This is a genomic window from Nocardiopsis sp. CNR-923, assembly GCF_001942255.1.
In the GTDB taxonomy this organism is placed as follows: Bacteria; Actinomycetota; Actinomycetes; order Streptosporangiales; family Streptosporangiaceae; genus Nocardiopsis.
Genome location: NZ_MKKC01000055.1, coordinates 62,637 through 82,127 on the forward strand (window position 1 = coordinate 62,637; position 19,491 = coordinate 82,127).

22 protein-coding genes and 4 pseudogenes are annotated in these 19,491 nt (G+C 71.7%); 10 read left to right on the top strand and 16 right to left on the bottom strand.

Features of this window, described 5'->3' with window-relative positions:
- Positions 1 to 15: 15 nt before the first annotated feature.
- Positions 16 to 1,440 (bottom strand): FAD-binding oxidoreductase, encoded by a 1,425-nt coding sequence (locus BJF83_RS03510; protein WP_075925147.1) that lies wholly within the window; start codon positions 1,438 to 1,440, stop codon positions 16 to 18.
- A 434-nt stretch (positions 1,441 to 1,874) separates the two neighbouring features.
- Positions 1,875 to 2,609, bottom strand: coding sequence for a helix-turn-helix domain-containing protein (locus tag BJF83_RS03520; RefSeq protein WP_075925149.1), 735 nt, complete (start codon positions 2,607 to 2,609; stop codon positions 1,875 to 1,877).
- A 252-nt stretch (positions 2,610 to 2,861) separates the two neighbouring features.
- Between BJF83_RS03520 and BJF83_RS03525 the strand changes: the two genes are divergently transcribed.
- The 3 genes from BJF83_RS03525 (at position 2,862) to BJF83_RS03535 (ending at position 4,305) form a co-directional block, all read left to right on the top strand.
- Complete coding sequence (locus BJF83_RS03525; protein WP_262391280.1) at positions 2,862 to 3,308, top strand: hypothetical protein; 447 nt, start codon at positions 2,862 to 2,864, stop codon at positions 3,306 to 3,308.
- Positions 3,309 to 3,568: 260 nt separating this feature from the next.
- Complete coding sequence (locus BJF83_RS03530; protein WP_075925150.1) at positions 3,569 to 3,865, top strand: transcriptional regulator; 297 nt, start codon at positions 3,569 to 3,571, stop codon at positions 3,863 to 3,865.
- Complete coding sequence (locus BJF83_RS03535) at positions 3,862 to 4,305, top strand: type II toxin-antitoxin system VapC family toxin (RefSeq protein ID WP_075925151.1); 444 nt, start codon at positions 3,862 to 3,864, stop codon at positions 4,303 to 4,305. Before BJF83_RS03530 ends, BJF83_RS03535 begins: the two co-directional genes overlap by 4 nt.
- A gap of 245 nt (positions 4,306 to 4,550) precedes the next feature.
- Here the strand turns inward: BJF83_RS03535 and BJF83_RS03540 are convergent.
- Together BJF83_RS03540 and BJF83_RS03545 are read right to left on the bottom strand one after the other, a co-directional pair.
- Positions 4,551 to 5,776: pseudogene (locus BJF83_RS03540) on the bottom strand (winged helix-turn-helix domain-containing protein).
- Between the two features lie 50 nt (positions 5,777 to 5,826).
- Positions 5,827 to 7,772, bottom strand: a pseudogene (locus BJF83_RS03545) (acyl-CoA dehydrogenase family protein).
- Between the two features lie 303 nt (positions 7,773 to 8,075).
- Here BJF83_RS03545 and BJF83_RS03550 point away from each other — a divergent pair.
- Both BJF83_RS03550 and BJF83_RS03555 read left to right on the top strand, forming a co-directional pair.
- Positions 8,076 to 8,888 (top strand): exodeoxyribonuclease III, encoded by an 813-nt coding sequence (locus tag BJF83_RS03550; RefSeq protein WP_083678396.1) that lies wholly within the window; start codon positions 8,076 to 8,078, stop codon positions 8,886 to 8,888.
- Positions 8,889 to 8,923: 35 nt separating this feature from the next.
- Positions 8,924 to 9,783 (top strand): annotated as a pseudogene (locus BJF83_RS03555) (ribokinase).
- Positions 9,784 to 9,916: 133 nt separating this feature from the next.
- On the opposite strand, the pseudogene argS reads toward BJF83_RS03555, so the two are convergent.
- The 5 genes and pseudogenes from argS to BJF83_RS03570 all read right to left on the bottom strand — a co-directional run bounded on the left by argS (position 9,917) and on the right by BJF83_RS03570 (position 13,436).
- Positions 9,917 to 11,661, bottom strand: a pseudogene (argS, locus tag BJF83_RS03560) (arginine--tRNA ligase).
- Between the two features lie 151 nt (positions 11,662 to 11,812).
- Positions 11,813 to 11,941, bottom strand: coding sequence for a hypothetical protein (locus BJF83_RS28395; RefSeq protein ID WP_262391281.1), 129 nt, complete (start codon positions 11,939 to 11,941; stop codon positions 11,813 to 11,815).
- Positions 11,941 to 12,114: a hypothetical protein gene (locus BJF83_RS28400; RefSeq protein ID WP_262391282.1), complete on the bottom strand. Its 174-nt coding sequence runs from the start codon at positions 12,112 to 12,114 to the stop codon at positions 11,941 to 11,943. Before BJF83_RS28400 ends, BJF83_RS28395 begins: the two co-directional genes overlap by 1 nt.
- On the bottom strand, positions 12,111 to 13,067 hold the full coding sequence (locus BJF83_RS03565; protein ID WP_262391283.1) for a methyltransferase domain-containing protein: 957 nt from the start codon (positions 13,065 to 13,067) through the stop codon (positions 12,111 to 12,113). Before BJF83_RS03565 ends, BJF83_RS28400 begins: the two co-directional genes overlap by 4 nt.
- Positions 13,068 to 13,133: 66 nt before the next feature.
- A complete protein-coding gene (locus BJF83_RS03570; RefSeq protein WP_262391284.1) occupies positions 13,134 to 13,436 on the bottom strand; it encodes a helix-turn-helix domain-containing protein in 303 nt (100 codons plus the stop codon).
- Positions 13,437 to 13,642: 206 nt separating this feature from the next.
- Between BJF83_RS03570 and BJF83_RS03575 the strand changes: the two genes are divergently transcribed.
- Both BJF83_RS03575 and BJF83_RS28405 read left to right on the top strand, forming a co-directional pair.
- A complete protein-coding gene (locus BJF83_RS03575; protein WP_262391285.1) occupies positions 13,643 to 14,317 on the top strand; it encodes an NmrA family NAD(P)-binding protein in 675 nt (224 codons plus the stop codon).
- Positions 14,314 to 14,463: a hypothetical protein gene (locus BJF83_RS28405; RefSeq protein WP_262391286.1), complete on the top strand. Its 150-nt coding sequence runs from the start codon at positions 14,314 to 14,316 to the stop codon at positions 14,461 to 14,463. The genes BJF83_RS03575 and BJF83_RS28405 overlap by 4 nt, the downstream gene beginning before the upstream one ends.
- 66 nt (positions 14,464 to 14,529) lie before the next feature.
- On the opposite strand, the gene BJF83_RS03580 is transcribed toward BJF83_RS28405, so the two are convergent.
- The 6 genes from BJF83_RS03580 to BJF83_RS03600 form a co-directional block, all read right to left on the bottom strand.
- Entirely contained in the window at positions 14,530 to 15,450 is a 921-nt protein-coding gene (locus BJF83_RS03580; RefSeq protein ID WP_075925152.1) for an RNA polymerase sigma-70 factor, read from the bottom strand.
- A gap of 68 nt (positions 15,451 to 15,518) precedes the next feature.
- Positions 15,519 to 15,992: a carboxymuconolactone decarboxylase family protein gene (locus BJF83_RS03585; RefSeq protein ID WP_075925153.1), complete on the bottom strand. Its 474-nt coding sequence runs from the start codon at positions 15,990 to 15,992 to the stop codon at positions 15,519 to 15,521.
- Positions 15,993 to 16,308: 316 nt separating this feature from the next.
- Complete coding sequence (locus BJF83_RS03590) at positions 16,309 to 16,500, bottom strand: hypothetical protein (RefSeq protein WP_075925187.1); 192 nt, start codon at positions 16,498 to 16,500, stop codon at positions 16,309 to 16,311.
- A gap of 173 nt (positions 16,501 to 16,673) precedes the next feature.
- Positions 16,674 to 16,829 (bottom strand): DUF397 domain-containing protein, encoded by a 156-nt coding sequence (locus BJF83_RS25890; RefSeq protein ID WP_083678397.1) that lies wholly within the window; start codon positions 16,827 to 16,829, stop codon positions 16,674 to 16,676.
- A gap of 167 nt (positions 16,830 to 16,996) precedes the next feature.
- Complete coding sequence (locus BJF83_RS03595) at positions 16,997 to 17,182, bottom strand: DUF397 domain-containing protein (protein ID WP_075925154.1); 186 nt, start codon at positions 17,180 to 17,182, stop codon at positions 16,997 to 16,999.
- A 12-nt stretch (positions 17,183 to 17,194) separates the two neighbouring features.
- The gene (locus tag BJF83_RS03600; RefSeq protein ID WP_075925155.1) at positions 17,195 to 18,046 is read right to left on the bottom strand and encodes a helix-turn-helix transcriptional regulator; all 852 of its coding nucleotides are present in this window, start codon (positions 18,044 to 18,046) and stop codon (positions 17,195 to 17,197) included.
- A gap of 204 nt (positions 18,047 to 18,250) precedes the next feature.
- Between BJF83_RS03600 and BJF83_RS03605 the strand changes: the two genes are divergently transcribed.
- The 3 genes from BJF83_RS03605 (at position 18,251) to BJF83_RS27785 (ending at position 19,092) form a co-directional block, all read left to right on the top strand.
- Entirely contained in the window at positions 18,251 to 18,502 is a 252-nt protein-coding gene (locus BJF83_RS03605; protein ID WP_075925156.1) for a hypothetical protein, read from the top strand.
- Positions 18,502 to 18,741 (top strand): hypothetical protein, encoded by a 240-nt coding sequence (locus BJF83_RS03610; protein ID WP_075925188.1) that lies wholly within the window; start codon positions 18,502 to 18,504, stop codon positions 18,739 to 18,741. Before BJF83_RS03605 ends, BJF83_RS03610 begins: the two co-directional genes overlap by 1 nt.
- A gap of 192 nt (positions 18,742 to 18,933) precedes the next feature.
- On the top strand, positions 18,934 to 19,092 hold the full coding sequence (locus BJF83_RS27785) for a hypothetical protein (RefSeq protein WP_187347076.1): 159 nt from the start codon (positions 18,934 to 18,936) through the stop codon (positions 19,090 to 19,092).
- Positions 19,093 to 19,234: 142 nt separating this feature from the next.
- Here the strand turns inward: BJF83_RS27785 and BJF83_RS26510 are convergent, their stop codons facing one another.
- Complete coding sequence (locus tag BJF83_RS26510) at positions 19,235 to 19,372, bottom strand: NAD-dependent epimerase/dehydratase family protein (protein WP_262391287.1); 138 nt, start codon at positions 19,370 to 19,372, stop codon at positions 19,235 to 19,237.
- Between the last annotated feature and the right edge of the window lie 119 nt (positions 19,373 to 19,491).

The window sequence follows — 19,491 nt, forward strand, 5'->3', positions numbered from 1 at the left end:
CCGCGGGCGACGGCCTCACGCCCGGCGGGGCCTCGGCGGCCGGTATCCGGTGCGGGAGGGCCAGATGTTGTGGTTGCGGCGGAAGACGTTGTCCGGGTCGAACGCGCGCTTGACCTCGGCCAGGCGCTCGTGGTTGTCCACGCCGTAACCGGCGACGACGCGTTCGGCCCCCTCCTCCGGGACGAAGTTCAGGTAGACGTCTCCGGTCCGCCAGGGCTTGGTGTCCTCGCGCACGTCGCGCACCCACTGGCGGGCGCGCGCGTCGTCGGCGGCGTCCTCCCACATCGCCAGGGGGTGGACGCTCCACTTCGCGTGCCGCCAGGGAACCGGGTAGTCGGCCATCGACCGGTCCATGGCCCCTCCGAGGGGGAAGACGATGTGCTGGGTCGGGGACGGGACCACCATCCGGTGCGCGCGGGAACAGAACAGGTCCACGAACTCGTCCGGCAGCGCCGCCAGGTGCTCCACCGACCAGTAGTTCCGGTAGCCGGGCTGGTCGTCCAGTGCCTTCTGCGCCTCCGGGTAGGGCATGTCGGCCAGGAGTTCGGCCTCGGGCCCCATCCTGGTCACGGGGGCGGCCAGGTCCCGGAGCATCCGCGCGTCGCCCACGCAGGTCAGCACAACCGCGCACAGGAGCGTGCCGACCAGCTCGTCGGGGACGAAGGGCTCAGGGCCCGGGACCAGGTAGATGACGGCGCCGCCGAGTTCGTCGGGCGCCCCGTCCATGAGGTCCCGCCACGCGCGGACCACTCCCGGACCGGCGTCGGGGTGGAAGAGGAGGAGACCGAGCGCGAACCGCGGCAGCGGGTGGAGGCGGAAGGTCAGCTGGGTGGCCACACCGAAGTTGCCGCCGCCGCCGTGCAGGGCCCAGAACAGCTCCTCGTTCTCACCGGCGGACGCGCGCACCCGGTCGCCGTCGGCGGTCACCAGGTCCACGCTGAGCAGGTTGTCGCAGGCCAGGCCGAACTTGCGCTCCAGCCACCCGGACCCTCCACCGAGCGCGAAACCGGCGACGCCGGTGGTCGACACACGGCCCCCCGTGGTGGCCAGCTCGAATTTCGCGGTGGTCGCGTCCAGGTTGCGCATGAGCGCGCCGCCGCCGACCCGGGCCTCCATCGACTCCGGGTTCACCGCCACCGCGTGCATGCGGCGCATATCGATCACCAGGCCGCCCTCGGTGAGCCCCATGCCCGCGACGCTGTGCCCTCCGCCGCGCACGGCGAGCTCCAGGCCCTCCTCGCGGGCGCACTCGACGCAGCGGCGCACGTCGTCCACGGTCCTGCACTCGGCGATGACGCTCGGGTGCAGGTCGATCATGCCGTTGAAGACGGCGCGGGCATCCTCGTACTCGGGGCCGCCGGGAGTGAGCACGGGACCGGTCAGACCGGACCGCAGAGCGTCGAGCCCGGAGTCGGAGATCGCCGTCGTGAGCTGGGCCATCGCTGTCCCCCTCGGATGACGGGGCCGGGGCGGCGCGCGGTGGTCGCCCCGCTGCTCCCCATCCCTCAGCCTAGGCCGGGCCCCCGCCGCCGAATAAGCCCACTTTGAAGGAAAATTGCCTGATCATGCGTGCTCGGGGAGGGGCGGAGCCCGCCGCGGCCTCACACCAGCCATCGGCCGTCGCGCATCAGCTCGCGGTCGCGTATCTCGTCGACCTCGCGCCAGGCCTGGGCGCGGCGCGCCGCCTTCTTCTGCTCCTGGGCGCGGCGCAGTCGGCCACGGGGAAGGCCGTTCGCTCAGTGGATCCGGGGTGTTCGACCTTCGCTGTCCTCGACGAGGACCTCAGGGACGCTGCCGCGACGGAGGGCTTCGCTCCGCTGCCGGAGAGGTGGCGCCGTGCCGGATGACCGCACGCGGGTCGGCCCGCCGCTCCCTCAGGGGTGCTCCGTGTCCGTCTCGGGGCGCTGGGTGTACAGGACGCCGTGGCCCTGTTCGGCGGCGCGCAGGATGCTCTCGCTGATGTAGTCGCTGAAACGGGCGACGTTCTCCAGACGCGCGCCGGCCGGGCTGTCGCGGCCCAGGATGCCCACGCCCTGCCGTGCGGTCTCGGCGACCTGGAGCAGGCCGTGGGCGCTGGCGATCGTCGACCGGTACCAGACGTCGTCGTCGACGACGTAGCGCTCGCGGCGCCCCTGTTCGCGGATCCGGCGGATAAGGGTCTGCTCCTCCAGGAAGGAGACCGCCTTGGAGATCGAGGCCGGGCTGACCCGCAGGTGCTGGGCGAGCTCGGACGCGGTCAGGCTGCCCGAGTCGGCGATGAACAGGCAGGCCAGGACCCGGGCCATCATCTTGGGCACGCCCTGGTGCATCATCAGCGTGGCGAAGGTCTCCTCGTACTCGCGCACGGCCGCGTCGTCGCGTCCCCGGCCCCGGTCCGGTGTCCGCTGGCTTGGCGACGGAGCCTGCCTGCGGCGGTGGGCGCGCCGTTCGGTGGCGCGTTGGGCCAGGTCGGCGCGGTAGGCGGTGGGGCCGCCGTTGCGCATCACCTCGCGGGTGACGGTGGAGGTGGGGCGGTCCAGGCGTCGGGCGATCTGCGCGTAGGCCAAGCCGTCGGCCAGGCCCAGCGCGATCTGCTGGCGTTCGGCCTGGGTGAGTCTGCCTCCCGGCACCGCGGTCTCCCCCCGTCGTCGTCAGGTGGGGTCAGCGTAGCGTTCGCGCGCTGTCCAATGCAACATGAGGACTGCCGGCCATTGCGTTAATTTCAATCTCATTGCAATGAATTTACGGCTATGAGCTGCAAGGGTATGAATATTGTGCAACGAAGTAGTTGCCGCCTCTACGAACGCAACGTAGCGTTTCTGTTGTTGGAAACAGAAATCGCACGAGGAGCACACCATGCGCACCGGAACCCGGACTGTGCCGTGGGCGCGGTCCTGGTCGACGGCGCGTTCCCCTACGACTGGCTCGACGAGGCCATGGAACGGCGGATTCGGACGCTGTTCCGGCGCATCGGCTGGCTGGCGCCGCTGCTGCGTCCGACGGGTCTGGTCCCGAGGATGAACGCCGGAGAGATGGCGGACAGCAACATCGAACTCGGCGAGCTCTCCCGCGAACGCGAACTGGGTCCGGTGTTGGACGCCGTCACCGTTCCGACGCGGTACGTGGTCGCCTCGGGAACCTCCTTCGGAAGCCGCGGCGACGAGCAGGAGCGGATCCGCGCCAGCCTCGACGGGGTGAGCGCCCGCAACCCGAACATCCGGACCCACGCGAAGGTCGCCAGCGGCCACGGCGCGGTCCTGCGCAAGGACTTCCGTGCCGTCGCCGAGGCCGTGCGCGTGGTCGCCGCCCTCAACGGCGGCCGGAGCTGAGGCACGGGCGGGTCGCGCGCCGCGCGGGTGTCACACGTGCACCCGCGCCACGGGAGGGCTCTTCGTCGGAGCGGGACCCCCGCTGGTCGTCGCCGCCTGGAGCGCGGGGTGGTGGCCAGGGCGCGCCCCTCGGCGGCGGAGACGTGTCAGGTGGCGGGCTGCCCCGCTCTCGGCGCGTGTCCAGCGTGGCCACATCGGCCGTGTGCCTGTGTGTGAGCGTCACGCTTGCATGCATGCCTGCATCTGTCTAGGCTTCTTCCATGAGCCAGGTGACATGGAGAGCGGAAGACGATCTGGTCCAGCGGGTGAAGTGCACCGCCGAGCGCCGGGGGGTGAGCATGAACGAGTACCTGACCCGGGTCCTGCGTGCCGCCACCGATCCGGACCTGGAGGGCGACGAAGCACAGGCCATCCGGGCGAAGCTCGCCCAGGCGGGCCTGCTCGACTCCTCGGGAACGCCTCGGACGCGCCCCAGCCGAGAGGCCTTCGAGCGGGCGCGGAGGGCGGCCGGCGGGGGGACCTCGCTGGAGGATCTTGTTTCGGAGGGGCGTGGATGACCGTATTCGCGGACACGTCCGCCGTGGTCAAGCTCTACGCGGTGGAGCACGGATCCGACAAGATGTCGGCGGTGGCCGATCCCGTCGTGCTGTCCCAGCTGACCCGTGTGGAGGTCCCCGCGGCCCTGTGGAAGAAACACCGTGTGGGAGACCTGGGTGTGGAGGACACCCGTGTCCTGGTCTCCGGATTCGAGGCGGACTACTTCGGTGCGCCGGGAGAACCCCGCCGCTTTACCGCCGTGACGGTGACCGCGGAGATTCTCGAAGAGGCCGTGCGCCTCACGGCCGTACACGGACTGCGTGCGTATGACGCGGTGCAACTGGCCACCGGGAAGGCCGTCCGCTCCGTGGATCCGAGCTGTTCCACTTTTGCCGTCTTCGACAAGGATCTGAGGGGCGCCGCTGCGATGGAGGGGTTCGTTCCGCTGCCGGAGAGATAGCGGTTTCGTGCGGGCTGCCGCTGTACGCGGCGCAGGACCGTGATCAGGGCGCGCCCCTCGGCGGCGGGAACCACCAGGCGGGAGAGGCCGGGGTGCGACAGGCCGCCGACCGATCGAGGAGGGGGCCTGTTCGCGTGCCGAGTGCCCAGGGCGTACTGGAGGGTGTCGGCACCGTTCTGGAACGTCGAGTGGGGAGAGTGAAGAGCGGGTGCCCCGTGCGTCGAGTAACGTGCCGGGCACCCGCGTCAGCGCAGGGCGAGCACCGGACCCCCGACCCCGCGCACCAGCCCCAGCCACGCGGCCATCTGAACGAGGTGGTCGGTGAGCTGGTCGAGCGTGTCGGCGGGCGCGTGGTCCTCCAGCGTGATCCGCTGGGCGAGCAGCACCCCGGAAGCTCGGTCCGCCTTGAGATCGACCCGGGCCACGAGCCGGTCGCCCAACAGGAACGGCAGCACGTAGTACCCGTGCACCCGCTTGGCCGCCGGGACGTAGATCTCCAAGCGGTACCGGAACCCGAACAGCTCCTGCGTGCGATCGCGGTGCCAGACGAGGGAGTCGAACGGGCTGAGCAGGGCGCGGGCGCCACCCGGCGCGGCACCCGGGCGTCCTTGTGCAGGTACGCGGGCCGGGTCCACCCCTCGACGCGGACGGGGACGAGCTCACCGGAGTCGACGAGGTCCCGGACGGCCGCCTTGGACTCGTCGGGGCGCAGCCGGAAGTAGTCCCGCAGACTCGGCTCGGTGGCCACACCGTGCGCGCGGGCGGAGATCGCGACCAGTGCGCGGTGCGCCTCGGCCGGATCGGGAAGAGGCGCGTCACGCAGGTCCGGGGGCAGGACGCGTTCGGTCAGGTCGTAGCGGCGCTCGAACTGCCCGTTGCGACCGTCGACCATGACGTCGCCGACCCAGAACAGGAACTCCAGGCACTGCTTCACCTCGGACCAGTTCCAGCCCCAGTGGTCCTTGGCGCGCGGCAGGTCGTGGGCCAGCGCCGCCTCCACCTCGCGCGCGGTGGCGGGACCGATCCGGGCGACCTCCTCGTGGACGGCCTTGACCAGCTCGGGCTTCTCCCGCTGGGCGGCGCTCATCCACCACGCGTCGGCGCGCGCCCGGTTGTGCTCCATCCGGAACCGCATCAGCTGCCGGGTGGCGGGCGGCACCAGGCTGGCCTCATGCGCCCAGCACTCCACCAGACGGGCGGCGCCGGTGCGCGCCCGGGTCGTGGTCGCCCGGTCCAGCATCGAGGTGTCGTAGGCGCCGAGGCGCGCGAACACGGGCAGGTACTGGCTGCGCGCCAGCACGTTCACGCTGTCGATCTGCACGATCCCCACCCGGCGCACGACCCTGCCCAGATGCGCGAGCGTGGGCCGACCCGTGGGGCGACGATCGGCGAAGCCCTGCGCGGCGAGAGCGATCCGGCGTGCCTGGGCGAGGGAGAGTTCCGCGTCGCGGCGGGGGTGCGGTTCGACCATTCGAACACGCTAACCCCCGCCGACGACATTCCGGAACGTCGGTCGCCCGGTCAGCCCATCCGCCGGCGCTGGTCCGGCAGCTCGGAGGGGCCGGGTTCGGCCGGTCCGATCATCGGGCCCGGGACGGAGGGGTCGAGGACCCCCTCCTCCAGCCAGGTGTAGGAGTCATCCATCAGGCGGCGGGACAGCTTGCCGTCCACGTCGTCGGTGTTCGACCACAGGTCGGTGAAGAGCGCCTCGACCCGCAGCCGTGCCTGGCGGCAGAACGCGTCGGCCAACTCGAACGGGGTCTCTCCCCGCTCGGGGTGGGCGTCGGCGTCGTGCCGGGCGCGCACCGCGACGGCGCTCATCGCGAACAGTTCGGCGCCGATGTCGACGATCCTGCCGAGGAACCCCTGTTTGACCTCCAGTCGCCCCTGCCACCGCGACATCCCGTAGAACGTCGACCGGGCGAGCCTGCGCGCGGTCCGCTCGACGAACCGCAGGTGCCCGGCGAGCGGACCGAACTCGGAGAACGCCGACGGCACCTGGCCCTGTCCGACCACGAGTGTGGGCAGCCACCTGGCGTAGAACCCGCCCGCCTTGGCCAGGGCTCGCGCCCGGTCCGCGCGGTCGGCGTCGGGGTCGATGAGGTCACCGGCGACCGACAGGTGGGCGTCCACGGCCTCACGGGCGATGAACAGGTGCATCACCTCCGACGACCCCTCGAAGATCCGGTTGATCCGCAGGTCGCGCAGCAGCTGTTCGGCGGGCACGCCACGCTCGCCGCGCGCGGCCAGGGACCCGGCGGTCTCATAGCCGCGCCCGCCGCGGATCTGGACCAGGTCGTCGGCGATCGTGTACGCGTGCTCGGACGCCCACAGCTTGGCGATCGCCGCCTCGATGCGGATGTCGGCCGCCTTGTCGTCGGCGAGCTGACCGGCCAGGTCCAGCATCGCCTCCATGGCGTAGGTGGTGGCGGCGATGGAGGAGATCCGCTTGGCGACCTCCTCGTGCCGACCGATCGGGCGACCCCACTGGACGCGTTCGCGCGACCACTCGCGGGCGACCAGGGTGGACCACTTGCCCGCGGCCACGCAGAGCGCGGGCAGGGACAGCGTCCGGTGTTGAGGGTGGACAGCGCGATCCGCAGCCCCTGCCCCTCCCTCCCGATGCGGTTGGCCGCGGGGACACGCACGCCGTGCAGGCGGGTGACGCCGTTCTCCAGGCCGCGCAGCCCCATGAAGCGGTTGCGGTGCTCGACGGTGATCCCCGGGGAGTCGCCCTCGACCACGAACGCCGTGATGCCGCCCCGGTGGCCGGGGCTCTCGGGGACGCGGGCCATGACGACGAGCAGGTCGGCCACCACGCCGTTGGTCGTCCACAGTTTGACGCCGTCGATGACGTACTCCCCGCCGTCCTCGGTGGGCGTGGCGGTGGAGCGCAGGCGCGCCGGGTCGCTGCCGACGTCGGGTTCGGTGAGCAGGAAGGCGCTGATGTCCGTGCGCGCGCAGCGGGGCAGGAAGGCGCGCTTTTGCTCCTCGGTGCCGAACATGGCGACGGGCTGCGGAACGCCGATCGACTGGTGGGCCGAGAGCAGCGCGCCGATCGCGGGCGAGACCGAGCCGACGAGCGTGAGGGCGCGGTTGTAGTAGAGCTGGCTCAGGCCCAGGCCGCCGTACTCGGCGGGGATCTTCATACCGAACGCGCCGAGGTCGCGCAGCCCGGCGACCACCTCGTCCGGGACGCGCTCGTCGCGCTCGATGCGCTGGGCGTCGATGCCCCGGCAGAACTCGCGGAGTTCGGCGAGGAACGCCTCTCCGCTGGCGCGGGCGACGGGATCGGGTTCGGGGAGGGGATAAATCAGGTCCAGGCGGAGCCGTCCCAGGTACAACTCCTTGGCGAAGCTGGGGCGGGTCCACTCCGCCTCGCGCGCCTGCTCCGCCACGGCACGTGCCCGCCGTTCGTCGACCACGGGTGCGTCGGTGCGTGTGGTGCCGGGTTCGACGGTCGACATGGATCGCTCACCTCATGAGGAAAGGGCTGTGTCCTGTATCACAGCACTACCCGTCCGTGATCGGTCTGACGCGTGATGTGGCCGTCCCGTGGACGGCCGGGTGAGCCTTGGTGGAGAAAAGTCGTCGCCGACGTGAACCGCGGCGTCGCCTGGTCCGTCGAAGCAGACGCGACACAATCCGCCGAGTACGTGCTGGGAGTCGCACAGCCCCGGTGCGGAGGACGGCCGCGCCGGGGCCCATCCCGCCTCCCGCGCGACGCCGCGACGTGGGCCGCTGTCGGCCGCATGGCCTAGCCTTCTGATGTGCGTATCGCGACATGGAATGTGAACAGTGCCCGGGCCAGGGCGGCGCGGATCGGCGCCTGGCTCGACCGCAGCGACGTCGACGTGCTCGCCGTCCAGGAGACCAAGGCCCGGGACGACCAGTTCCCCGCCGACGTCTTCACCGACCGCGGCTACGAGGTGGCCCACTTCGGCTTCTCCCAGTGGAACGGGGTCGCGATCGCCTCCCGGGTCGGGCTGGAGGACGTGCGCACCGGCTTCCCCGGCCAGCCCGGATACGGGGACCCCGAGGAGATCGAGGCACGGGCGATCGGCGCCGTCTGCGGCGGGGTGCGGGTCTGGAGCCTGTACGTGCCCAACGGCCGCGAGATCGACCACCCGCACTACGCCTACAAGCTGCGCTGGCTGGAGGCGCTGCGCGAGGCGGGCGCCGCCGAGCTGGCCGCCGACCCCGACGCGCAGATCGCGCTCATGGGCGACTTCAACGTCGCACCCCAGGACGACGACGTGTGGGACATGGCCGAGTTCGAGGGCAAGACGCACGTCACCGAGCCGGAGCGCGCCGCGTTCGCCGAACTCGTCGGCGCGGGGTTCGACGAGGTCGTCCGCGAGTTCGCACCCGGCCCCGGCGTGTACACGTTCTGGGACTACCAGAACCTGTGCTTCCCCAAGAAGAAGGGGATGCGCATCGACTTCGTGCTCGCTTCCCCGGCGCTGAGCGGCCGGGTGAGCGGAGCCCTCGTCGACCGCGAGGAGCGCAAGGGCAAGGGGCCGTCCGACCACGCCCCGGTGATCGTCGACCTCGACGGAGAGAAGAAGGAGGCGGGAGCGTGAGCGCACCGCGGATCGCCGTCTTCGGCAGTGTGAACATGGACCTGGTGGCCTACGCCGACCAGGTGCCGTCCTCCGGCGAGACGGTCGCCGGAACGGACTTTCGCCAGGTTCCCGGCGGCAAGGGCGCCAACCAGGCGGTCGCCGCCGCGCGGGCCGGGGCGGACGTGGCGTTCCTCGGCGCGGTCGGCGACGACTCCTTCGGCGCGGAACTGCGCGCCACCCTCGTCGACAGCGGCGTCGACGTGTCCGGCCTGCGCACGGCGCCCGGGGCGTCGGGCGTGGCGCACATCGTCGTGGACGGCTCGGGCGGCAACCGGATCATCGTGGTCCCGGGCGCAACGGCCAGGTGCGGGGCACGGTCGACGGCGACGCGAAGATCATCGACGGCAGCGCCGCACTGCTGCTCCAGCTCGAACTGCCCATGGAGGCGGTCCTGGCCGCCGCGCGGACCGGAAGCGCCTTGGGGGTGCCGGTCTACCTGACCCCGGCCCCCGCCCGCGCGCTGCCCGACGAGCTCCTGGAGTGCGTGGACGTGCTCGTCCCCAACCAGCACGAGGCCGCGGCGATCACCGGGCGGGTCGAGCCCCGGGAGGCCCTGGACGTGCTGTTGGAGCGGGTGCCGCAGGTGCTGCTCACCCTGGGCGAGGACGGGTGCCTGTTCGGGCGGCGCGGCGCGGAGCCGGTCCACGTGCCGGCGCGCGAGGTGACGGCCGTGGACACGACGGCCGCCGGGGACACCTACTGCGGGTCGTTCGCCGTGGCGCGGGCGCAGGGCCGCTCGCCGGAGGAGGCGATGCGCTTCGCCGCCGCGGCCGCCGCGCTGTCCGTGCAGCGGCCGGGCGCGAGTTCGTCGATGCCCACGCGCGACGAGGTCGAGGCGCTGCTGGCCGAGTGAGCCCGTCGCGGGCGGGCCGGCTTCGCGGCGGAGGCCGGCGGGCACACCCGCCGTCCTCCACCGGTGAGGGCGGGCCCGCCGGGCAGGCGGCCCCGCTCCGACCGCGTGGGGCGCGGTCCGCCCCGCGCGCCGGCTACATGTGTTCGGGAGCCTCCAGGCCGAGCAGGTCCAGGCCCTGGACCAGGACGCGCAGCGCGACCGCGACGAGCGCCAGCCGCGACTCGCGCTGCTCCTCGGTCTGGGCGGACAGCACCGGGCAGTGCTCGTAGAAAGCGGTGAGCGCCTGGCCGAGGTCGAACAGGTACGCGCACAGGCGGTGCGGCTGGAGCAGGTCGCCGACCTGCGCGACGACCCCGCCGAACGCCAGCAGCTTGAGCGCCAGGTCGCGCTCGGCGCCCTCCGCGACCGTGATCGCGCCGCGCGCCCGCTCCGGGTCCAGCCCGCCCTTGCGGAAGATGGACCGGATACGGGCCTGCGCGTACTGGAGGTAGGGGCCCGTGTTGCCCGTCAGCGCCAGCATGCGGTCGAAGTCGAACGTGTACTCGGTGTCGTGCGAGACCGACAGGTCGGCGTACTTCACCGCGCCGATGCCGACCTTGCCCGCGATCGCGGCCCGCTCCTCGGCGCTGAGGTCGGGGCGGTTCTCCGCGACGACCGCCGTGGCCCGATCCACCGCCTCGTCCAGCAGCGACACCAACCGGACCGGCGCGCCGCTGCGGGTGCGCAGGATCTTGCCGTCGGCGCCGAGCACGTTGCCGATCTGCACGTGGGTGGTCTCCACGCGGTCCGGCAACCACCCGGCCTCGCGCGCGGTCGCCCAGACCATCTTGAAGTGGAGCGCCTGCGGGGCGCCGACCACGTACAGGACGCGGTCCGCCTTGAGGTCGTCCACGCGGTGGCGGACGGTGGCCAGGTCGGTGGTGGCGTAGCCGTAGCCGCCGTCGCTCTTGCGGACGATGAGCGGGACCGGTTTGTCCTCGCGGCCGGTGAACTCGTCGAGGAAGACGCACAGCGCGCCGTCGCTGATCTCGGCGATGCCCTTGGCCTCCAGCTCGTCGCACACGTCGGCGAGCATGTGGTTGTAGGTGCTCTCCCCGGCCAGGTGGTCGTCGGTGAGGGTCACGCCGAGCTTGGTGTAGACCTTGTTGAAGTAGACGCGGGACAGGCCGACGAGCTTGCGCCACAGCCGCAGTGTCTCCTCGTCGCCGCCCTGGAGGGCGACCACGCGGCGGCGGGCCCGGGCGGCGAACTCGTCGGGGCCGGGGCCCGAGCCGTCGAACTCGACCCGGGCCGCCTGGTAGAAGGCGTTGGGGTCGGTGGTGAGCAGGTCGCGTCGGCGGAGTCCTCGCCGACCGCCAACAGGTGCTCGATGAGCATGCCGAAGGGCGTGCCCCAGTCGCCGATGTGGTTCTGGCGGATGACGTTGTGGCCCAGGAACTCCAGGGTGCGGGCCAGGGAGTCGCCGACCACGGTGGTGCGCAGGTGCCCGACGTGCATCTCCTTGGCCACGTTGGGCGCGGAGTAGTCGATCGGGATGTTGAGCGCCTCCTGCCGGGGGACGCCCAGGCGGGGGTCGTCGAGCAGCTCACGCGTGCGCGCGGCGATCCAGTCCTCGCGGAGGGTGAGGTTGATGAAGCCCGGCCCGCTGACCTCGACGTCGCGGCAGACGTCGGCCACGTCCAGGTGCTCCATGATCGCCGCCGAGACCTCGCGCGGCTTTCGGCCCAGTCGCTTGGCGAGGGCGAGGGCGGCGTTCGCCTGGTAGTCGGCGAACTGGGACGGGCGGATGACGGGGTCGGTGTCGGCGAACTCGGGGCCGAAGGCGGCGCCGAGGGCGGACTGGACCCGTCGCGAGAGAACTTCCTGCGGGTCGGCCATGGCACAAGCGTACCGACCGTCCCAGGCCTTCCCGGCCGGTGTGGGCGGCGTGGGAGAGGGCACGGCGAAGCGGTCCCGGGTCCAGGGAACCCCCGATTTCCATAGGATCACGCTGGCGCGTCCGGCGGTAGGGCGAAGTGCCGTCTGTGGACTACGACGGCTGCTTCCCGGTGCCGTCGCACATCGGGCAGGGCACGGTCACGACAACGCCGTCCCGGGACTCCTGGATCGTCTTCCTGCCGTTGCAGTTGAAGCAGTTGACTTCCTTGCGGTGGCCCATCAGCCTGCTGTCCTTCCAGCGATGCGGTTCTCGGGTGAGTCCATCCACACGTGCTGTCCTTCGGCGTCGACGGTGACGCCCAAGCGCTCCACCCCGGGGCTCCCCGACTCGACCCACGTCAGGTGGGCATCCTCCAGTTCGGTCCACAGGTCGCGCGGACCGAACTGGGTCACCTCCGCCGTCCCGTCGGTTCCGGATCCGGACGCGACGCGTAGGACACGCTGGCCGGATCTCTCAGGGTCCCGCTGTCCGGCCCCAGTTCCCAGTTCGTGAGCATCACTCCGGGTAGGAGCACGGACAGCGCCACCACGAAGCCGGGACCGGCCTGGAAGATGCGCTCCGGATCGACGCGAGCCGACGAACCGCGCGGCTCCCCCTCCGGGGGCGGATACCCCGCGCGCTGAGCGCGCAGCACCATGAACGTCGTGTCGCCGTGGAACCGACCGATTGCCTGACCATCGGAGACGGTGAGGACCAACCGGTGCCCCCGGACGCTGTTGGGCAGCCACGGAAGCGCGATCACACCGCCCGGCCGGGTCTGTTCCACCCACGCGTAGGGAACCCGTCGGATACCGCAGGTGACGTGCACCCGGTCGTAGGGCGCGCCGTCCGGATGCCCGAGCGCGCCGTCGCCGACCACGAGGGTCGGCGCGAACCCCGCCCGGCTCAGGTTGTCCGCCGCCTGCTCGGCGACCCGGTCGTCGACCTCGACCGTCGTCACCGCCGCGGAGCCGAGACGGGCCGACAGCAGTGCCGCGGTCCAACCGGTGCCGGTGCCGATCTCCAACACCCGGTCGCCGGGGCGGGGGCCGAGCAGGTCGAGGAAACCGGCCACCACGCTCGGTGCGGTGGACGAGCTGGAGGGGACACCGGTCGTGGCGGTCTCCTCGGTCAGATCGGCCGTGCCGTCGTCGACCTGGGTGAGAATCGTCGAGTCGCTGTACACCGCGGCCCGCCAGCCCTCGGGGTCGGCGGCGCGGTCGATCCACCGAGGGGTGCCCGTCATGGGCGAGACGTTCGCGCGATCGGGGATGAAGTGCTCACGCGGCACCGCGCGGAAGACGTCCGCCCACTCCGGACCGGCGACGGCGGACAGCTCCTCGGGGCCTGGGGCGTGATGGGTCATGAGGGGACGGTAACCCGGCGAGCGCGCAGTGTCATCGGATGGTCCGAACCCGGCCAACTGGCCCCGCTACCGGATGCCGTGGCCGGGGTGGGCCCGGTCGTACTCCTGCCGAGCCTGCACGATGCCGTCGCGGTGGGCGAGGGACCACTCGGCGAGCGCCTTGACCAGGTGGGTCAGGCTGGCGCCGGTCCCGGTCAGCCGGTAGTCGACCTGGGCCGGGACGGTCGGGTACACGGTGCGCAGCACGAGGCCGTCGCGCTCCAGCCTGCGCACGGTGAGGGTGAGCATGCGCTGGGAGATGCCGTCGACGGCGCGTTGCAGTTCGCGGAACCGGCGCGGGCCCCCGGCGAGCTCGACGATCACGAGCACCGACCACGTGTCCCCGATGCGGTCCAGGACGTCGCGGATGCCGCAGTCCGGGTGGTCCTCGCGCCGCAGGGTTCGAGCCCGGCGGGCGCGGCGGTTACCTCGGTGTGCGTGGGTGACATGAGACTGCCTTCTTGTCGGGCGCGAACCAGCGGGCCAGGATCAACCCTAGTTACCGAAGAGAACCACCACGGAAGACGGCGACTGACATGATCTTGGTGACCGGAGCCAATGGAAATCTGGGAGCGGCCGCACTCGCCGCGCTGCGGGCCCGCAGCGCCGACGCGACGGGCGGCAGCCGCACCCCGGGTGAGGGGACGCGCCGTCTCGACTTCGACGACCGCGCGAGCCTCGACCTCACCGGGGTGTCGACACTGGTGCTCGTCTCCGCCGGGTACGCCGAGGACGACCGGGTCGTCGCGCGGCACGCGGCCGTCCTCGACGCGGCGGTCCGGGACGGCGTCCGGCACGTCGTGTACACGAGCCTGACCAGCGCCGGGGACCATCTCGGCTTCGCGCTCGCGCACCGGGCGACCGAACGGCTGCTGCGCGTGAGGGGTCTGCCGTACACGGTCCTGCGCAACGGTCTGTACGCGGAGCTGTTCGGGGCGCTGCTGATGTGGGCCGACGACGAGGTGGAGTCCGCCTTCGGGGACGGCGCCTTGGCCGCGGTCACCCGTGCGGACCTCGCGGAGCCGCGGCGGCCGTCGCCGCCGACCCCGAGCCGCACGCCGGTCGCGTCTACGACCTCGTCGGCGCCCCGATCACCGCCGCGGACGTGGCCGCGGAGCTGGGAGCCGTCCACCGCACGATCGGCGTGGCCGAGTACCGGCGCAGACTTCTCGACGAGACGCCCGGACTGCTCCCGTTCCAGCCGCCGATGATGGCGTCGATCGCGACCTCGGTCAGGCACGGCTTCCTGGGCGAGGGCGGCCCCGACCTCGCCGCCCTCCTCGGCCGCCCGGCCACCCACCCGCTGGCCACGGCGGTCGCGGTCGCGACGACGACGCGGCCGAGGGCTGTCGCGTAGCGGAGACCGTGGCGCGCGTCCTCCCGATTCGGCCGGGAGGACGCGCGCCCGATCCGGCCGCGCCGGTCAGTTCCGCCCACGGGCCCGCCGCACCTGGCGGTCGACGGACCAGGCGTCGCCGACCGGGCCGAGGTGGGCGAGTTTGTCGGGGTTGATCACCGATCGGATGGTCTGGATCCGCCCGTCGAGGACGTCGAGGGCGATGACGTAGAGCACCCGGCCGTCCCGGTCGCGGAAGACCGCGCCGGGCTGGCCGTTGACCTCGTGCGGTTCCCACGACACCTCGACCCGGCCCAGCCAGGGGAAGAACGCGCCCAGCAGGCGGGCCGCCTTGGCCGCTCCCACGATGGACCTGGCCAGCTGTGGGGCCTTGCCGCCGCCGTCCCCGACCAGCCGCACGTCGGCCGCCAGCAGCTCCCTCAACCCGCCCACGTCGCCGTCCTCCAGTGCGTCGAAGAACCGCGTCGCCAGCTCCCGCCGCTCCTCGCGGTCGGCCGTGAACCGAGGTCGCCCGGCCTCCATGTGCCGCCGCGCCCGCACCACCAGCTGTCGGCAGGCCGCCTCGGACCGCCCCACCGTCGCGGCGATCTCGTCGAAGCCGAAGCCGAACACCTCCCGGAGCACGAACACCGCGCGCTCCAACGGGCTCAGCCGCTCCAGCAGCAACAGAGCGGCCATCGACACCGAGTCCGCCAGCTCCGCCGTCCGCGTCGGATCCTGGTAGGGGTCGCTCAACAGCGGTTCGGGGAACCACGGCCCGACGTACTCCTCCCGCCGCATCCGCGCCGAACGCAGCACGTCGATCGCGATCCGCGTCACCGCGGTCGACAGGAAGGCCTTGGCGGACTCGGGCAGGGTCGTCGAGCGGTCGAAGCGCAGCCAGGTCTCCTGCACCGCGTCCTCGGCCTCGCCCACACTGCCCAGGATCCGATAGGCGATCGAGAACAGCAGCGGCCGCAGCTCCTCGAACTCCTCGACCTTGTCCACAACGCGTCCCTTCCGAACCCGGGGCCGGGGTCCGCCTCTCCGGACCCCGGGCCGACCGCCGACGTCGTCTAGTGGAACTGTCCGGCCTCGTAGTCGCCCGCCGGCTGCTGAGTAATGATGTTCATGCGGTTCGCCGCGTTCATGAACGAGACCAGCATCACCAGGGCCATGAGCTGGTCCTCGTCGTAGTGCTCGGCCGCGTTCGCCCACACCCCGTCGCTGACGCCGGTTCCCGCGTCCGCGACCCGGGTCCCCTGCTCCGCGAACTCCAGCGCGGCGCGCTCGTCGTCGGTGAAGACCTTGGCCTCCCGCCACGCCGCCACCAGGTTCAGCCGGAGCGCGGTCTCACCGGCCGCGAAGGCCTCCTTGGTGTGCATGTCGACGCAGACGGCGCAGCCGTTGATCTGGCTGACCCGCAGGGCCACCAGTTCCTGGGTCGTGGTCGGCAGCGGCAGGTCCTTGAGGGCCCTGCCCGCCGTCATGAGGTGCTTGATGACCGGGCCGGCGGCCGTGCTGCCGAGAAGGTTCAGTCGGGCGTCCATGGTGTGCTCCTCCGTGCTCGTCGTTGCCTACACCCCCGAGACGGGGTGGCCCGGGATCCTGTGACACGGATGGAGGTGACCTGGGTCTCGCCGGGGTTGTGGCGGAGGAATGGCCGTCACGGGCCCGCCCGTGGCGTGCCGGGACGGGCCGTCCGGGTGCGGCTGACGTGTGGGCTCCGTGGTCGTGCGCGCGTGCCGGTCGCCTGGCGCCGGGCCTCTTCGTCCCGAGGCATGGGACGAACGACGTTGGGCCCGATGGGCGCGGTCGTGCGCGCGGCCGGGGCCGCCCGCCCCTTCCGCACCCGGCAACCGCGCGTTACTGTCGGTTGATGCTGGTGACCGTCGCGGCGTATCGGTCGGCTTCCTCGTCGGTGTACGCGTACATGACGGGGCTGTCGCCGTAGGTGGGTTCGATGCGCCAGACCGCGCCGTTTCCGTGTTCACCGGGTCGCATGGGTGTGATCGTGACGTCCGGGTGTTTGAAGGAGAGATCCTGGTGGGCGGTCATGGAGGACACGGTAGCCCGCTGGCCGGGCTCGTAGCCCCGGTCGTGCGGTGGGAGTGCGAGTGCGGGAAGCACAACGTGGAGAGTCGGATGTTCTGTTGGGCGTGCGGGCGGCCGGGACCGGTGTCTCCGGGCGGGCAGTGAGCCCCCGTCGCCAGGCGTTGCGCGCGGTGGGATCAGGGCGCTCCATGCGGCGGCGAAACCTCAAGGTGGCCGAGGTCGTCGTGCGAGTCGCGGCCCACCGGGCTGCCGGGCAGGTCCGCGACCTCGACGCAGTTGCTCCGGGCGCTGTGGCTCGACGTGCGCAAGGCCGGGTTCGTGGAGGGGGTCATGGTCGCATTCCTTTGCTCGCCCGGACTTCCGCGAGGCGCGCCGAGACCGGCCGTGCCGATCCAGCCATGGCGTCGACCGTCCGGGTGACGGGCCACGCGGACGATGGACTCGAAGCGGTAATGATTGAGGGAGCCCCGCGCGGATGCGTGGGACGCCCTTTTTGTGCCTACGCCTTCGCGCTCCGCAGGAACGCCGCCCACTCCGGAGCGGGGAACGGGAGTTGCCCGCGCTCAGGATGCTTGGAGTCGCGGACGACCCCGCCTCCAGGAGCATCCGCTACGGCGACGCAGTCGCTTCGGTCGCTGTGGCTGGAGGTGCGAAATGCAAGGGCGTCGGAGTTGGGAACGAGCATCGATTGCTTCTTTCAGGCTGCCTTGGCTGTCTCGCGCAGGTAGGCGACGCTCTCGTCGACCCCCAGTGACCTGCTCACGAGGTGGTTGAAGAGGTTCCTGTAGCGGGTTGTCTCGTCTGACTCCTCCAGGAAAAGGCCGTCCTGATCCATCTCCAGGTACACGACCGGGCCGGCGGCGGAGAAGTCCATCAGAACGAAACTGCCCTTGGCCCCGGCGTGGATGCCCGCGCTGAACGGCACCACCTGAACGGTGATCCCGTTGCCGTCGTCCGCCACGTCGGCGAGGTGCCCCGCCTGTTCACGGCAGACGTCCGGAGCCGCTCGCATGCGCTCGATCGCGCCCGCGTCGATCACCGCCCACAACTCCGGGCGGCTGGGGCCGGTGAGGATCTCCTGCCTGCGCCGACGGGCGTCGACGACTCTGTGGATGTCCACGGGATCGCGGGCGAGGTTCGCCGAGCGCGTCAACAACTCCACATACGACGGTGTCTGGAGCAGGCCCGGGATGATCATCGGCTGGTAGGTGCAGATGGCCGTGGCCTCCGACTCCAGGACGGGGAACTCATCCGGGAACACGTCGTCGTACTTGGTCCACCAGCCCTTCTTCCCGGCCTGGCGGGTGATGGCGAACAGCGATTCGCGGTGGCGCTCGTCGGTCAGTCCGTAGACGTCGAGCAGCGCACGCACCTCGACCACGGACGGCCGGAGTCGGACGCCGGTTTCGATGTTCGAGACCTTCCCGACGCTCCACTCGGTCGCTTTCGCCGCGTCATCGAGGGTCATGCCGGCAGCAAGGCGCAGGGTGCGAAGTTCCTCCGAGAGTCGACGGCGTCGCACGCTGAGGCGGCGTGGGGTGTCGGGCATGAGCTCTCTCCTGGGGTGGTGTCTCTCAGGATGTTACGGCTGGCGACCGATTCGGGCATCCGGTTGCAGACAGGATGAAATCCTCATGGTTTAGGGTTCTAAAAATCCTGAAGAACTTGTAACTCTGAAGATTTCATGTTTTTCTAAGCGTACTCATTCCCTCGCCGGACCTTCCATCCGGCAACCGAAGAGTGGAGGTGCGCCTTGCGCTACCTGATCCCGTTCCTGCTGACGCTGTGGCCCCCTGCCCGCGCCGTCGTCCGGCCCCCGAGCCCCGTGCGTCGGCTCGTGCGCGGCGTCGTCCGCCCCCGCCGTGCCGCCCGTGCGCGACGCTACGCCCGTCCGGGGCCCGCGCTGCCGTCGATCGTGCTCGGTCCCGGTGACCTGCTGCGCCTGTTCCCCGGGTCGCCGCTGGCCGCCGTCGGTCCGCACCTGCTGAGGGCGGGGTGGCGGTGATGGACCGGCCGGAGGAGCGCCGCGTCCTGGACGAACTGATCGCGGGTCGCTGGGTCGTCTCGTTCGAGGTCGACGACGAGGGGGCCCGGACCTACACCGCGACCCGTCCCATCGGCTGGTCCGGCGACGGCGACCCCTTCGAGCGGCTGGAGGCCCTCTCGCGCACGGAGCTGTTCTCGGTCATCGCGCGCCGTACGATCCGCGTCGTCCCGCCTCCTCGCGAAGGGGGCTGCCGGTGAGCGAGGACAACGGGGGCGGGCCGCGGCTGCTGAGGGCCGGTGAGACCGCGGCGATGTACCGGGCCGCGAGCGCACCGTGGACCGGTGGGTCCGCCAGGGCCGGGTGCGGTGCGTGCCCGCCCAGGGCGGCGGGCAGCGGCGCGGCGAGGCCGAGATCCGCCGCGTCTTCGGCGACCAGACGGGTGGGCGGCCGTGAACGACTGGGAGAACTCCCCACTGACGCCCGAGGAAGAGCGCGCGGTCGAGACGCAGGGGCGTTGGGTCGCGCTGCGGATCGCCTGGGAGGAGGACCTCCGCGCTCGGGGCGAGCGGGTGCCGGGCCCGTTCGAGAACGTCGAGTGGGGCGACTAAAGGCAGGACAGCGCGCGCGGCGTCGTGGCCGACCGGGCGGCCTGCGCCCGATCTCCTCCACCTCGCCTCCTGCGGTCGGCGGTCTGTCCGACCTTCCGCGGGGCCGCTTCCTCGACGCTGTCGCGTGCGGCGGCCCCGCGGATCATCGCGGCGGCGAGGGCCGGGACCCGGCCGGTGCGATGTCACGGGTGAGGCCCCTGAGTGGTCCGGCGCCGCGGTTTCGCAGCTCCTTCAGCAACGCGCGTCCGATGTTTCCGGTCGCGCCGGTCACGAGGATCATGGTCTTGTCTTCCTAGCGTCGGTCGATGGGTCGGCACGACGTTAGAAGGTCAATCTTTGTTGAGGTCAACTGGGCCGGTACCGCCGTGAACGTCCGCGCTCGCGGGTCCGGGCAGACGC